Origin of the sequence: Streptomyces spinoverrucosus (assembly GCF_006539505.1) — a bacterium.
In the GTDB taxonomy this organism is placed as follows: domain Bacteria; phylum Actinomycetota; class Actinomycetes; order Streptomycetales; family Streptomycetaceae; genus Streptomyces; species Streptomyces spinoverrucosus.
On sequence record NZ_BJND01000033.1, the window covers coordinates 122256 to 136382 of the forward strand.

Consider the following 14127-nt stretch of genomic DNA (forward strand, 5'->3'; position numbering starts at 1 on the left):
CCAGCCGTCTGACCAGGGGCTTCGGAGACGTATACGGATCTGCCGCCGGGACGTCTGCGCCATTGTCAGTGCCGTGGTGTGCAATGGATCTCGTGCCCGCACTGGACGAACCACTCAAGAAGGTGCTCGGCCCCGCCACCGCGAAGGTGATGGCCGAGCATCTCGGCCTGCACACCGTCGGCGACCTGCTGCACCACTACCCGCGCAGATACGAGGAGCGGGGCCAGCTCACCCACCTCGCCGACCTCCCCCTGGACGAGCACGTCACGGTGGTCGCCCAGGTCGCCGACGCCCGCCTGCACACCTTCGCCTCCGCCAAGGCGCCCCGCGGCAAGGGCCAGCGCCTGGAGGTGACGATCACCGACGGCAGCGGCCGGCTCCAACTGGTCTTCTTCGGCCACGGCGTGCACAAACCCCACAAGGAACTGCTGCCGGGCACGCGTGCGATGTTCGCGGGCAAGGTCTCCGTCTTCAACCGCCGGCTGCAACTGGCACATCCGGCGTACGAGTTGCTGAAGGGCGACGCCGAGGAGGCGATCGACACCTGGGCGGGCGCCCTCATCCCGATCTACCCGGCCACCGCCAAGCTGGAGTCCTGGAAGATCGGCAAGGCCGTTCAAACCGTCCTGCCCAGCGCCCAGGAGGCCGTGGACCCCCTCCCGGACTCCCTGCGCGAGGGCCGCGGCCTGGTCTCCCTCCCCGAGGCCCTGCTGAAGATCCACCGCCCGCACACCAAGGCGGACATCGCCGGTGCCCGCGACCGCCTCAAGTGGGACGAGGCCTTCGTCCTCCAGGTCGCCCTCGCCCGCCGCCGGCACGCCGACGCCCAGCTCCCCGCGGTGCCGCGCAGGCCCAGGCCGGACGGCCTCCTCGCCGCCTTCGACGACCGGCTGCCGTTCACCCTCACCGAGGGCCAGCAGAAGGTCTCCGAGGAGATCTTCGCCGACCTGGCCACCGAGCACCCCATGCACCGGCTGCTCCAGGGCGAGGTCGGCTCCGGCAAGACCCTGGTCGCCCTGCGCGCCATGCTCGCCGTCGTCGACGCGGGCGGGCAGGCCGCGATGCTAGCGCCCACCGAAGTCCTCGCCCAGCAGCACCACCGCTCGGTCGTGGAGATGATGGGCGAGCTGGCCGAAGGGGGAATGCTCGGCGGCGCCGAGCACGCCACCAAAGTCGTGCTGCTCACCGGCTCGATGGGCGCCGCCGCCCGCCGCCAGGCGCTGCTCGACCTGGCCACCGGCGAGGCCGGGATCGTGATCGGCACCCACGCGCTGATCGAGGACCGGGTGCAGTTCCACGACCTCGGCCTGGTCGTCGTCGACGAGCAGCACCGCTTCGGCGTCGAACAGCGCGACGCCCTGCGCGGCAAGGGCAAGCAGCCACCCCATCTGCTGGTCATGACCGCCACACCGATCCCGCGCACGGTCGCCATGACCGTCTTCGGCGACCTGGAGACCTCGGTCCTCGACCAGCTCCCCGCCGGCCGCTCCCCGATCGCCAGCCATGTCGTCCCCGCCGCCGACAAACCGCACTTCCTGGCCCGGACCTGGGAGCGGGTGCGCGAGGAGGTCTCCCAGGGTCATCAGGCATACGTGGTCTGCCCCCGCATCGGCGACGAGGAGGACGACCCCAAGGCATCGAAGAAGCAGAAGTCCCCGGAGGACGAGGCCGAGAAGCGCCCCCCGCTCGCCGTCCTCGACATGGCCGACCAACTCGCGGGCGGCCCACTCCAGGGACTCAAGGTCGAGGTCCTGCACGGCCGTATGCAGCCCGACGACAAGGACGCCGTCATGCGCCGGTTCGCCGCCGGAGAGACGGACGTTCTGGTGGCCACCACGGTCATCGAGGTCGGCGTGAACGTGCCGAACGCCACCGTGATGGTGATCATGGACGCCGACCGCTTCGGAGTCTCCCAGCTCCACCAGCTGCGCGGCCGCGTCGGCCGTGGCTCGGCGCCCGGACTGTGCCTGCTGGTCACCGAGATGCCCGAGGCCAGTGCAGCCCGCCAGCGCCTGAACGCGGTGGCGGCCACCCTCGACGGCTTCGAACTCTCCCGCATCGACCTCGAACAGCGCCGCGAGGGCGACGTCCTGGGCCAGGCCCAGTCCGGCGCCCGCACCAGCCTGCGCGTCCTCGCCGTCATCGAGGACGAGGAAATCATCACGGAGGCCCGCGAGGAGGCAACGACGGTGGTGGCAGCCGACCCCGAGCTAACGGCCCTGCCGGGCCTGCGCACGGCGCTGGACGCCTTGCTGGACGAGGAGAGGGAGCAGTACCTGGAGAAGGGCTGAGCTTTGTTGTCGCCGGGCAGGGCAGCGTCCCCAGGGGCGCGGGGAACTGCGCGAACAACCACGACGAACCCGCAGCCACCCACAACAATTCGCACCCACGACGATCGGCACCCCCACCCTCCGCCTGCCAAACTGAACCCGTAACCGGCCCGCACCCACGACCAAGGACCCCAAAATGACCCGCGTGATCGCCGGCGCAGCCGGCGGACGCCGCCTGGCCGTCCCGCAGGGATCCCGCACGCGCCCCACCTCAGACCGCGCCCGCGAGGGCCTCTTCTCCACCTGGCAATCCCTCCTCGGCGGCCCCCTGGACGGCGAACGCGTGCTCGACCTCTACGCAGGTTCCGGCGCCGTCGGCCTGGAGGCCCTCTCGCGCGGCGCCGCCCACACCCTCCTGGTCGAGGCCGACGCCCGAGCCGCCCGCACGATCCGCGAGAACGTCAGAAACCTCGGCCTGCCCGGCGCCGAGGTCAAGTCGGGCAAAGCGGAACAGATCATCCGCACGCCACCGCCGGGCGAGCCGTACGACCTCGTGTTCCTCGACCCGCCGTACGCCGTCACGGACGACGATCTTCGGGAGATTCTGCTCACACTCCGCACGGAGGGGTGGCTCGCCGCAGAAGCCCTCGTCACCGTGGAGCGCAGCACCAGAGGCGGTGAATTCAGGTGGCCGGAGGGCTTTGAGGCACTCCGTACCCGCCGGTACGGCGAGGGAACGTTTTGGTACGGTCGCGCCGCCTCCACGTGCGAAGACGCACCATGACCGGACCTGAGAGCGAGGGATCTCAAGTGCGCCGAGCCGTCTGTCCCGGGTCGTTCGACCCCATCACCAACGGACACCTGGACATCATCGCCCGCGCCTCCCGCCTCTACGACGAGGTCTACGTCGCGGTGATGATCAACAAGTCCAAGAAGGGCCTCTTCGAGATCGACGAGCGGATCGACCTGATCCGCGAGGTCACCGCCGAGTACGGCAACGTCCGGGTCGAGTCCTTCCACGGCCTGCTCGTCGACTTCTGCAAGCAGCGCGACATCCCCGCCATCGTCAAGGGCCTGCGCGCGGTCAGCGACTTCGACTACGAGCTGCAGATGGCCCAGATGAACAACGGCCTCACCGGCGTCGAGACCCTCTTCGTCCCCACCAACCCCACCTACAGCTTCCTGTCGTCCTCCCTGGTCAAGGAGGTCGCACAGTGGGGCGGCGACGTCTCCCACCTGGTGCCGCCTGCTGTCCTGGACGCTCTCAACAAGCGTCTGCGCCAAGCCTGAACGGCTCCACCTCAACGGGCTACAGTCGTCCCGTCCGTCTCCAACACAGCTGTAGAGAGTGGCGAGCAACCGGTGGACGTACAGAAGAAGCTCGACGAGATCGTCGCGGCGGTCTCCAGTGCCCGGGGCATGCCCATGTCGGCCTCGTGCGTGGTCAACCGCGCCGACCTGCTTGCCCTGCTGGAAGAGGTCCGCGCGGCGCTGCCCGACTCCCTCGCCCAGGCCCAGGAGCTCATCGGCGGCCGAGAACAGATGGTCGAGCAGGCCCGCCAGGAGGCCGAGCGGATCATCCAGGGCGCGCACGCCGAGCGCGGCTCGCTGATCTCCGACACCGAGGTCGCCCGCCGCTCCCAGGCCGAGGCCGACCGGATCCTCGCCGAGGCCCGCCAGGAGGCCGAGGAGATCCGCGCAGAGGCCGATGACTACGTCGACTCCAAGCTCGCCAACTTCGAGGTCGTCCTCACCAAGACCCTCGGCTCCGTCGGCCGCGGCCGCGAGAAGCTGCTCGGCACCGGCCCCGGCCTCGACGAGCAGGGGTACGAGGACGAGGACGCCCCCGAGCGCAGCCACGACCCGGAGACGCTGCGCCGCACGGCCGACGAGTACGTCGACGTCAAGCTCGGCGCGTTCGAGGCGGTCCTGGCCAAGACCCTGGAGGCGGTCGGCCGCGGGCGGCAGAAGCTGCACGGCCGGATCGCCTCCGACGACCTCGGCTCCCTCGACACCACCACCGTCCAGCACAGCAGCGACGCCGACTACCTCGCCGACCTCGCCGCCATGGCCGACACCCCGGCCGAGCCCGCCCAGCCTCCGGCGGCCCCGGCCCAGCAGTCGTACGCCACCCAGGACGCCAATGCCTACGCCTACCAGCAGCAGCCTGCGCAGCATCCGCAACAGCCGCAGCAGGACCCCTACGGCTACCAGCAGCAGTACGCCCAGCAGGACCCGTACGGCTACCAGCAGGCCGACCCCTACGCGGCGTACCCGCAGCAGCCCGCCTACGATCCCCACCAGCAGAACTACGCGCAGCAGCAGCCGCAGGCCCTCGACGAGACCAGCCTCTTCGACACCAGCATGATCAGCGCGGAGCAGCTGCGGGCGTACGAACAGGGCCGCGGCAACGGCTGACGCCGCCGATTGGGCCGTCAGCGAAAGGTCCAGTATCCTGGCTCTTCGGTCGCGCGTACGTCCGTGATCAGCGCTGCCCGGGAACACCGAGGGCGGCGTCCGCCGAGCTCACAAGATCGAAAGCAGGAATGGCTCTGAACGCCCGCCTCGACCACCGCAACCCTCTCGTGTTCGACACACACGAGCTGGGGCGGCGGCCCGGTGCGCTGCAGCGCCTGACCCGCACGGTCGACGCCCCGAAGGACCTCGGTCTGAAGGACGTCATCGGAGTGCCGGAAGGCGCCCCGGTGGAGCTCGAACTCCGCCTGGAGTCGGTCATGGAAGGTGTCCTTGTCACAGGCACCGCCCGTGCACAGGCCGAGGGGGAGTGCGTAAGGTGTCTGGAGCCGGTCGAGCTGGAGCTCGAAGCGGACTTCCAGGAGATGTTCTCGTACCCTGACGCCGATGATCGGGGCCGCGTGCACCACGCGGAACCCGGCGACGACGCCGAGGACGACGAGGACAGGCTCTTCCTCGAGGACGGCATGTTCGACCTCGAACCTCTGCTGCGCGATGCGGTGGTGCTCGCACTGCCGATGCAGCCGGTGTGCCAGGAAGACTGCCCAGGACTGTGTGCCGAGTGCGGCGCACGCCTCGCGGACGACCCGGACCACCACCATGACGCCGTCGACATCCGTTGGGCGGCACTGCAGGGACTCGCCGATTCACTCGAACCCGGCGATAAGGACGACAAGAGCGGCGCCGAAGCGGGCGTCGACGAGAAGCAGGAGAAGTAGCCGTGGCTGTTCCGAAGCGGAAGATGTCGCGCAGCAACACGCGCCACCGCCGGTCGCAGTGGAAGGCTGCGGTCCCCACCCTGGTTGCGTGCGAGCGCTGCCACGAGCCCAAGCAGCAGCACATCGCGTGCCCGTCGTGCGGCACCTACAACAAGCGCCAGGTCCTCGAGGTCTGAGCGGCTGGTGAGAGGCACTGTGTCCACGCCGAAGAAGCAGTCTTCCCGCGCGAGCGGGGGTGGACCGGACAACCAGGCCTCGTCCCACACGCTTCTGGAAGGGCGGCTCGGCTACAAGGTCGAGTCCGCCCTTCTGGTGCGAGCGCTGACCCACCGTTCCTACGCGTACGAGAACGGCGGTCTGCCGACGAACGAGCGGCTGGAGTTCCTCGGGGACTCCGTGCTCGGTCTCGTCGTCACCGACACGCTGTACCGAACCCACCCCGACCTGCCCGAGGGCCAGCTGGCCAAGCTGCGGGCCGCGGTGGTGAACTCGCGTGCGCTGGCGGACGTGGGACGGACGCTCGACCTCGGCTCCTTCATCCGGCTCGGCCGCGGTGAAGAGGGCACGGGCGGCCGGGACAAGGCATCGATCCTCGCCGACACCCTGGAAGCGGTGATCGGCGCGGTCTATCTCGACCAGGGGCTGGACTCGGCGGCGGAGCTGGTGCACCGCCTGTTCGACCCGCTGATCGAGAAGTCCTCCAACCTCGGAGCCGGCCTGGACTGGAAGACGTCCCTCCAGGAGCTCACCGCGACCGAAGGGCTCGGCGTACCCGAGTACCTGGTCACGGAGACCGGCCCCGACCATGAGAAGACCTTCACTGCTGCCGCCCGCGTCGGAGGCGTCTCGTACGGCACCGGCACCGGCCGCAGCAAGAAGGAGGCGGAGCAGCAGGCCGCGGAATCCGCCTGGCGGTCCATCCGCGCGGCAGCGGACGAACGCGCCAAGGCCTCCGCGGCCGTGAACGCGGTCCCGCTGGCGGACGGTGCGCCGTCCACCGAGGCGGCCCCGGCCGCCGGGACCGCCGCGGACGGCGACAGCACGGACGCCCCCTCGGCGTCGGGCTGACCGCCGTAGCGACCTCCGCTGCGAACAGAACAGCACACCCGAGCGCCCGCCCCAGCCCCGGGGCGGGCGCTCGGCTCGTACGACGGTTTGGGGGAGGGGAAGGCGCGATGCCCGAGTTGCCCGAGGTGGAGGTCGTCCGGCGCGGACTGGAGCAGTGGGTCGCAAACCGGACCGTCGCCGACGTCGAGGTGCTGCACCCGCGTGCCGTACGCCGTCACCTCGCCGGCGCCGACGACTTCGCGCACCGTCTGAAGGGCCACCGCCTCGGCACCCCGAGCCGGCGCGGCAAGTACCTGTGGCTGCCGCTGGCGGACACCGGCCAGGCGATCCTGGCCCACCTCGGCATGAGCGGCCAGCTCCTGGTCCAGCCGCACACGGCGCCCGACGAGAAGCACCTGCGCATCCGCGTCCGGTTCGCCGACGCCCTCGGCACCGAGCTGCGCTTCGTCGACCAACGCACGTTCGGCGGCCTGTCGTTGCACGACACCACCCCCGACGGCCTGCCCGACGTCATCGCGCACATCGCCCGCGACCCCCTCGACGCGCAGTTCGACGACGAGGCGTTCCACCAGGCGCTGCGCCGCAAGCGCAGCACCATCAAACGCGCTCTGCTGGACCAGTCGTTGATCAGCGGCGTCGGCAACATCTACGCGGACGAAGCCCTTTGGCGAGCCCGCCTGCACTACGACCGCCCGACCTCCACCTTCACCCGCCCCCGCACGCTCGAACTCCTCGGCCACATCAGGGACGTACTGAACGCGGCCCTGTCGGTGGGCGGCACGAGCTTGGACAGCCTGTACGTCAACGTCAACGGCGGATCGGGCTACTTCGACCGCTCGCTCGACGCCTACGGACGGGAAGGGCTGCCGTGCCGGAGATGCGGCACGGCGATACGCCGGCGCCCGTGGATGAACCGGTCCAGCTACTACTGCCCGAAGTGTCAGCGTCCGCCGCGCATCTCGTCGTAGCGCTCCCGGGCGGCGAGGACCTCGTCCATCCGCCCCTCCAGGTGATGGATGAGCGCCAGCAGGCGCTCGGCGACCTCGTGACCGAGGGGCGTCAGCTCGTAGTCCACGCGGGGCGGGTTGGTGGGCTGGGCCTCGCGGTGCACCAGGCCGTCGCGCTCCAGCGCGTGCAGGGTCTGGGAGAGCATCTTCTCGCTCACCCCGTCGACCCGGCGGCGCAGCTCGTTGAAGCGCAGGGAGCCCTCGTGCAGGGCGCCCAGTGCGAGCGCGCCCCAGCGGCCCGTGACGTGCTCCAGCGTGCCCCTGGAGGGACAGGCCTTGGAGAACACGTCGTACGGGAGGTCCTGCTCCGGTGTGCGCTCGACGGTCATGCCTCAAGCCTACGCGCGGAAAGCGCTGACCGATAGGTTGCGCTTACGAATGGAAAGCGTGCTCTCCAGTACCCGAAGTGCTCTCTAGTACCCGAAGTTCTGCGTCCACCACGGTCCACCCGACCCGTAGTGCACACCGACGCCGAGCGTCTTGAAGTCGCAGTTCAGTATGTTGGCCCGGTGGCCGGGGCTGTTCATCCAGGCCTCCATGACGGCCGCCGCGTCGGCCTGGCCCCGGGCTATGTTCTCGCCGCCGAGGTTGGTTATGCCGGCCGCCTTCGCGCGGTCCCAGGGGGTGCGCCCGCTGGGGTCGGTGTGGTCGAAGAAGCCCTGCTCTGCCATGGCATCGCTGAAGTTCCCGGCCAGCTCCGCGAGCGCGCTGTTCGCGGCCAGCGGGCTGCACCCGGCTTTGGCGCGCTCGTCGTTGACGAGCTTGAGCACCTCCGCCTCGGCGGCGATCTCCGGGGAGATCGTCACTGGCGGGGCGGTCCGCTGCGTCGGCACCTTCGAGGGGGTGCGGGACGGAGTCGGCGTCGGCTTCTTCGACGACGGGGTGGTCGTCGGCTTCTTGGAGGGGGCCTTGGTGGCCGGCGCCTCGGTGGTGGGCTTGGCCGAGGGGGTCGAGGGGGACGGCGAGGCAGAAGTGGAGCGCTGGGCGTCGCGGCCGGTCGACGGGCTGCTGCTGCCCGCCTCGGCGGTGCCGGACGTGCCGCCCTGCTGGGACTCGGTGTTGGTCGGCGTGTCGCCGGCCTGCACCTTGTCGGAGCCGCCCCCACCGAGCGTGTAGGTGTCGCCGCCGGGCAGGACGCCGGTGGCGACCGCGACCGTGCCTATCGCCACCGCGGCCGAGACCCCGAGCAGACCGGTACGGACGGGCGTCATGCCCTTCTTCTTGCGGCGGCGCGAGCGGCCGCGCCGGGAGGCGTCGTCGGGGCCCGAGCCGTCGGGCCCGAAGCCGTCGGCCGCGGCGAACGTCACGGTGTCGCCGTACGGGTCCGTGCCACTCGCCCCGGCGCGGGCGTCGTCCGGGGCGAAGAGGTAGGCGTCGCTCTTCGAGACCGCCTCGGCGTACGCCGCCGGGTTCAGGTACGGTGCGGTGCCCGGCGCGGCGGGGTCGCCCGGGTGCGAGTGCTGCGGGGTGCGGCCCTCCACGGCGGGGCCGTGCGTCTCGTTGCCCCCCGTGGCGCGGCCCGTGGCGGCGCGGCCGGCGGCGGAGCGTCGGTGGCGTCCCATGTGATGGCCTTCCTCGTCCTGGCGGTCCACTCGTCCGTTTTGATCAACAAAACTCACACGATCGAGTGAGTTTCATATGAGATTCATTGGGGCTGGACGGTACCGCATGGCGCTGGGGGAGGAAGTGTCCCGAGTGACATTGGCCGGTTAGGTTGCACCCATGAGTGAGGATGTGCGACTGGTCGCCTGGGTGCGAGGACGCGTCCAAGGTGTGGGTTTTCGCTGGTACACGCGGGCCAAGGCCCTGGAGATCGGCGGCCTGAGTGGTTTTGCTCTCAATCTGGACGACGGCCGGGTGCAGGTGGTCGCGGAGGGTTCACGCGAGGGCTGTCAGGGGCTGCTGGACTGGCTCCAGGGCGACGACACGCCCGGGCAGGTCGCCGGCGTCACCGAGATCTGGGACACACCTCGCGGCGGCTACGACGGTTTTGCCATCCGCTGACATCACGCGGCCAGGTGGCCCTCGCGGCGGGCCAGGACATGCCGCAGGCGGCTGCCCGGAACGAAAACAAGCAGGTGATTGCCAAGAACTGCTTGCCGTGGCAGGCTCCAGACGCAAGGATGATCGCCACGCCCTGAGGGTCCCGCGTCAGTCGCCGCGCCGCCGTTTCCGGCCGCGCGCCGCCGGGTTACCCGCCGATACAGGGCGTGATCGTGTTGACCGTCAAACTTTTTGGTGAGACGCTGAAAGCCCCGCGCACCTTAGCTGTTTGGCATGGATGAACGCCAGCACAACTCCACAGTGCCAAGCGGCCGCGGGTGCGAATCCCTCACGACCCACACCGCATCGGTCGGTCACTCAGTGTGGAGGACCATCCATCATGGCAAAGGCGCTTCTCGGTTACGTCGGCGGCTCCGACCCTCGACTCCTCGCCGAGATGCGACGGCTCCAGCAGCGCGTACAGGACCTGGAATCCGAGCTCGTACGGATCCAGGCGGAGAACGACGCGCTGACGGCTGCCGCTTCTCACCACGACAGGATCATGGAGAGCGTCGACGCACACCAGGCGGAGCCTGCGCTCACCTGATCACTGCATCGCACAACGACACGCAGTGGTTGGGCTGCCCGTATCAACCGCTAAGTTGTCAGAAGTTGCAAGGGACGCTTCGGCGTCCCTTCTTTCTTTCCCCCGGGTCTTTCTTTCCCCGCGCATCCTTTCAGCGTCTTTAACGTTTGGTGTGCCCTGCGCGTTCAAGGGCGAAACCGCGGGTTCATGGAGTGAGACACGCCCGGAAGGTAGAGTCCAGCGGCGTGCACCTCAAGGCCCTGACCCTCCGCGGGTTCAAGTCGTTCGCCTCGGCGACCACGCTCCGGTTCGAGCCGGGCATCACGTGTGTCGTCGGACCGAACGGCTCGGGCAAGTCCAACGTCGTGGACGCGCTCAGCTGGGTCATGGGCGAACAGGGCGCCAAGTCGCTGCGCGGCGGCAAGATGGAGGACGTCATCTTCGCCGGCACCACCGGACGGCCACCGCTCGGCCGCGCCGAGGTGTCGCTGACCATCGACAACTCCGACGGGGCGCTGCCCATCGAGTACGCCGAGGTCACCATCACGCGGATCATGTTCCGCAACGGCGGCAGCGAGTACCAGATCAACGGTGACACCTGCCGTCTGCTCGACATCCAGGAGCTGCTGTCCGACTCCGGCATCGGCCGCGAGATGCACGTCATCGTCGGCCAGGGCCAGCTCGACTCCGTCCTGCACGCCGACCCGATGGGCCGTCGCGCCTTCATCGAGGAGGCCGCCGGCGTCCTGAAGCACCGCAAGCGCAAGGAGAAGGCGCTCAGGAAGCTGGACGCGATGCAGGCCAACCTCGCGCGCGTCCAGGACCTCACCGACGAGCTGCGCAGACAGCTCAAGCCGCTGGGCCGCCAGGCCGCCGTGGCGCGCAGGGCCGCCGTCATCCAGGCCGACCTGCGCGACGCCCGCCTCCGTCTGCTGGCCGACGATCTCGTACGGCTGCGGGAGGCGCTCCAGGCCGAGGTCGCCGACGAGGCCGCGCTGAAGGAGCGCAAGGAGGCCGCCGAGCAGGAGCTGCGCAGGGCGCTCCAGCGGGAGGCGCTCCTTGAGGACGAGGTCCGCCGCCTCACCCCGCGCCTGCAGCGGGCGCAGCAGACCTGGTACGAGCTGTCCCAGCTCGCCGAACGGGTGCGCGGCACGATCTCGCTGGCCGAGGCCCGGGTGAAGAGCGCGACCTCCGCCCCGCCCGAGGAGCGGCGTGGCCGTGACCCCGAGGACATGGAGCGCGAGGCCCACCGCATCCGCGAGCAGGAGGCCGAGCTGGAGGCCGCCCTGGAGGCGGCCCAGCGTGCCCTGGACGACACCGTCGCCCACCGCGCCGAACTGGAGCGCGAGCTGGCGACCGAGGAACGCCGTCTGAAGGACGCGGCCCGCGCCATCGCCGACCGCCGCGAGGGGCTGGCACGGCTGAACGGCCAGGTCGGCGCGGCCCGTTCGCGCGCGGCCTCCGCCCAGGCCGAGATCGACCGCCTCGCCGCCGCCCGCGACGAGGCACAGGAGCGCGCCGTCGCCGCGCAGGAGGAGTACGAGGCACTCAAGGCCGAGGTCGACGGCCTCGACGCCGGCGACGCGGAACTCGCCGAGCAGCACGAGGCGGCCAAGCAGCAACTGGCCGAGGCGGAGTCCACCCTCGCCGCGGCCCGCGAGGCGGCCACGGCAGCCGAACGCAAACGCGCCGCGACCCAGGCCCGCCACGACGCCCTCGCCATGGGCCTGCGCCGCAAGGACGGCACCGGAATACTGCTTGGGGCGCGGGACCGACTCACCGGAATCCTGGGCCCGGCGGCGGAGCTGCTGTCGGTGACCCCCGGATACGAGGTCCCACTGGCTGCGGCCTTCGGCGCGGCAGCGGACGCGATTGCGGTGACGACACCCGCCTCGGCGGCAGAGGCCATCCGACTGCTGCGCAAGCAGGACGGCGGCAGGGCTGCGTTGATCCTTTCAGGCGCGCCAGCTGCAACGCCCCCCAGGGGCGCGGGGAACTGCGCGACCAGCCACAACGAACCCGCAGACGCCCGACTCACCGAACCGGCACCTCCCGCCGCGCACTTCGTCCACGGCCCCCCAGACCTCATCCCCGCGGTACACCGCCTCCTGCACGACATCGTCGTGGTCGACACCCTGGAGGCAGCCGAAGCCCTCGTATACACGCACCCGCACCTCACCGCCGTAACCGCCGAAGGCGACCTCCTCGGCGCCCACTTCGCCCACGGCGGCTCCGCCGGAGCCCCGAGCCTGCTGGAGGTGCAGGCATCGGTGGACGAGGCCGCAGCGGAGCTGGAAGAACTGGCCGTGCGCTGCGAAGAGCTCGCCGAGGTGCAGCGGGCCGCCGGTGAGCGGCGCAAGGAGGCCGCCGCGCTCGTCGAGGAGCTGGGGGAGCGGCGCCGCGCCGCCGACCGCGAGAAGTCATCCGTCGCACAGCAGCTCGGCCGCCTCGCCGGCCAGGCCCGCGCCGCCGCCGGCGAGGCGGACCGCAGCGTCGCCGCAGCCGCACGCGCGCAGGAGGCACTCGACAAGGCCCTGATGGACGTCGAGGAACTCGCCGAACGGCTCGCCGTCGCCGAGGAGATGCCGTTCGAGGAGGAGCCCGACACCTCCGTACGCGACCGGCTCGCCGCCGACGGCGCCAATGCGCGTCAGACGGAGATGGAGGCCCGCCTCCAGGTTCGTACGCACGAGGAACGCGTCAAGGGACTCGCCGGCCGCGCCGACTCCCTCGACCGCGCCGCCCGAGCGGAGCGCGAGGCACGCGCGCGTGCCGAGCAGCGGCGGGCGCGCCTCAGACACGAGGCGGCCGTCGCCGAAGCCGTCGCCTCCGGCGCCCGCCAGCTGCTCACGCACGTCGAGGTCTCCCTCGCCCGCGCCGAGCAGGAGCGCACCGCCGCCGAGGCCGCCAAGGCGCGCCGCGAGCAGGAACTCGCCGCCGCCCGCACCGAGGGCCGTGACCTCAAGGCCGAACTCGACAAGCTCACCGACTCCGTGCACCGCGGCGAGGTGCTCGGCGCCGAGAAGCGGCTGCGGATCGAGCAGCTGGAGACCAAGGCGCTGGAGGAGCTGGGCGTCGAACCGGCGGGGCTGATCACGGAGTACGGCCCCCATCAGCTCGTACCGCCCTCCCTGCCCGCCGAGGGCGAGGAGCTGCCGGAGGACCCCGAGCACCCCCGCAACCAGCCGAAGCCGTATCGGCGGGCCGAGCAGGAGAAGCGGCTGAAGTCGGCCGAGCGGGCCTACCAGCAGCTCGGCAAGGTGAACCCGCTGGCCCTGGAGGAGTTCGCGGCACTGGAGGAACGGCACAAGTTCCTCAGCGAGCAGCTGGAGGACCTGAAGAAGACCCGCGCCGATCTGCTCCAGGTCGTCAAGGAGGTCGACCAGCGGGTCGAGCAGGTGTTCACCGAGGCCTACTGGGACACGGCCCGGGAGTTCGAGGGCGTCTTCAGCCGGCTCTTCCCGGGCGGCGAGGGTCGGCTGGTGCTGACCGACCCCGACAACATGCTCACCACGGGTGTGGACGTCGAGGCCCGGCCCCCGGGTAAGAAGGTGAAGCGGCTCAGCCTGCTCTCCGGCGGGGAACGCTCGCTGACCGCGGTCGCCTTGCTCGTGTCCATCTTCAAGGCCCGGCCCAGCCCGTTCTACGTGATGGACGAGGTCGAGGCCGCGCTCGACGACACCAACCTGCAGCGGCTGATCCGGATCATGCAGGAGCTGCAGGAGGCCTCGCAGCTCATCGTCATCACGCACCAGAAGCGGACCATGGAGGTCGCCGACGCGCTGTACGGCGTCTCCATGCAGGGCGACGGTGTGTCGAAGGTCATCAGCCAGCGGCTGCGCTGAGGGCACGCTCGCGAGCCACACCTGTTCCGACCTGCTCAACTGGTCTGATCATTCAAGTAGTGAACACAACACCGACGCACCAACGGTCAAAATTCTTAACATCAACCTATTGACTTCGAAACTTGAAGGCATAGTCTCTGCAACGTTGCTTTTACCTTCAGGTTCGCCACCTGC

Annotated in this window: 12 protein-coding genes and 1 pseudogene; 11 read left to right on the plus strand and 2 right to left on the minus strand. The window is 70.3% G+C overall.

Translation table 11 applies throughout. The features are described from left to right. The first annotated feature begins 83 nt into the window (after positions 1–83). The 8 genes and pseudogenes from recG to mutM all read left to right on the plus strand — a co-directional run bounded on the left by recG (position 84) and on the right by mutM (position 7500). On the plus strand, positions 84–2291 hold the full coding sequence (gene recG, locus SSP24_RS23030) for an ATP-dependent DNA helicase RecG (protein WP_141311582.1): 2208 nt from the start codon (positions 84–86) through the stop codon (positions 2289–2291). A 172-nt stretch (positions 2292–2463) separates the two neighbouring features. Continuing rightward, positions 2464–3054: pseudogene (gene rsmD / locus SSP24_RS23035) on the plus strand (16S rRNA (guanine(966)-N(2))-methyltransferase RsmD); the annotation flags it as partial. 26 nt (positions 3055–3080) lie between these two features. Next, entirely contained in the window at positions 3081–3560 is a 480-nt protein-coding gene (gene coaD / locus SSP24_RS23040; protein ID WP_218037099.1) for a pantetheine-phosphate adenylyltransferase, read from the plus strand. Positions 3561–3632: 72 nt separating this feature from the next. After that, a complete protein-coding gene (locus SSP24_RS23045) occupies positions 3633–4688 on the plus strand; it encodes a F0F1 ATP synthase subunit B (protein ID WP_141311585.1) in 1056 nt (351 codons plus the stop codon). Positions 4689–4816: 128 nt separating this feature from the next. After that, complete coding sequence (locus tag SSP24_RS23050; protein WP_141311586.1) at positions 4817–5464, plus strand: YceD family protein; 648 nt, start codon at positions 4817–4819, stop codon at positions 5462–5464. A 2-nt stretch (positions 5465–5466) separates the two neighbouring features. After that, positions 5467–5640, plus strand: a complete 174-nt coding sequence (rpmF, locus tag SSP24_RS23055) for a 50S ribosomal protein L32 (protein ID WP_003951102.1) — start codon at positions 5467–5469, stop codon at positions 5638–5640. Between the two features lie 19 nt (positions 5641–5659). Further along, complete coding sequence (rnc, locus tag SSP24_RS23060) at positions 5660–6532, plus strand: ribonuclease III (RefSeq protein WP_141311597.1); 873 nt, start codon at positions 5660–5662, stop codon at positions 6530–6532. Positions 6533–6639: 107 nt separating this feature from the next. Then, positions 6640–7500, plus strand: coding sequence for a bifunctional DNA-formamidopyrimidine glycosylase/DNA-(apurinic or apyrimidinic site) lyase (gene mutM, locus SSP24_RS23065; RefSeq protein WP_141311587.1), 861 nt, complete (start codon positions 6640–6642; stop codon positions 7498–7500). Here the strand turns inward: mutM and SSP24_RS23070 are convergent. Together SSP24_RS23070 and SSP24_RS23075 are read right to left on the minus strand one after the other, a co-directional pair. Beyond that, positions 7473–7868: a winged helix-turn-helix transcriptional regulator gene (locus tag SSP24_RS23070; RefSeq protein WP_141311588.1), complete on the minus strand. Its 396-nt coding sequence runs from the start codon at positions 7866–7868 to the stop codon at positions 7473–7475. The genes mutM and SSP24_RS23070 overlap by 28 nt on opposite strands. 84 nt (positions 7869–7952) lie before the next feature. Beyond that, positions 7953–9101 (minus strand): CAP domain-containing protein, encoded by a 1149-nt coding sequence (locus tag SSP24_RS23075; RefSeq protein WP_141311589.1) that lies wholly within the window; start codon positions 9099–9101, stop codon positions 7953–7955. Positions 9102–9261: 160 nt separating this feature from the next. Between SSP24_RS23075 and SSP24_RS23080 the strand changes: the two genes are divergently transcribed. The 3 genes from SSP24_RS23080 (at position 9262) to smc (ending at position 13953) form a co-directional block, all read left to right on the plus strand. Beyond that, complete coding sequence (locus SSP24_RS23080; RefSeq protein WP_141311590.1) at positions 9262–9543, plus strand: acylphosphatase; 282 nt, start codon at positions 9262–9264, stop codon at positions 9541–9543. 379 nt (positions 9544–9922) lie between these two features. Continuing rightward, positions 9923–10129, plus strand: coding sequence for a hypothetical protein (locus tag SSP24_RS23085; protein ID WP_053762838.1), 207 nt, complete (start codon positions 9923–9925; stop codon positions 10127–10129). Positions 10130–10353: 224 nt separating this feature from the next. Then, positions 10354–13953: a chromosome segregation protein SMC gene (smc, locus tag SSP24_RS23090; RefSeq protein WP_141311591.1), complete on the plus strand. Its 3600-nt coding sequence runs from the start codon at positions 10354–10356 to the stop codon at positions 13951–13953. Positions 13954–14127: the final 174 nt, after the last annotated feature.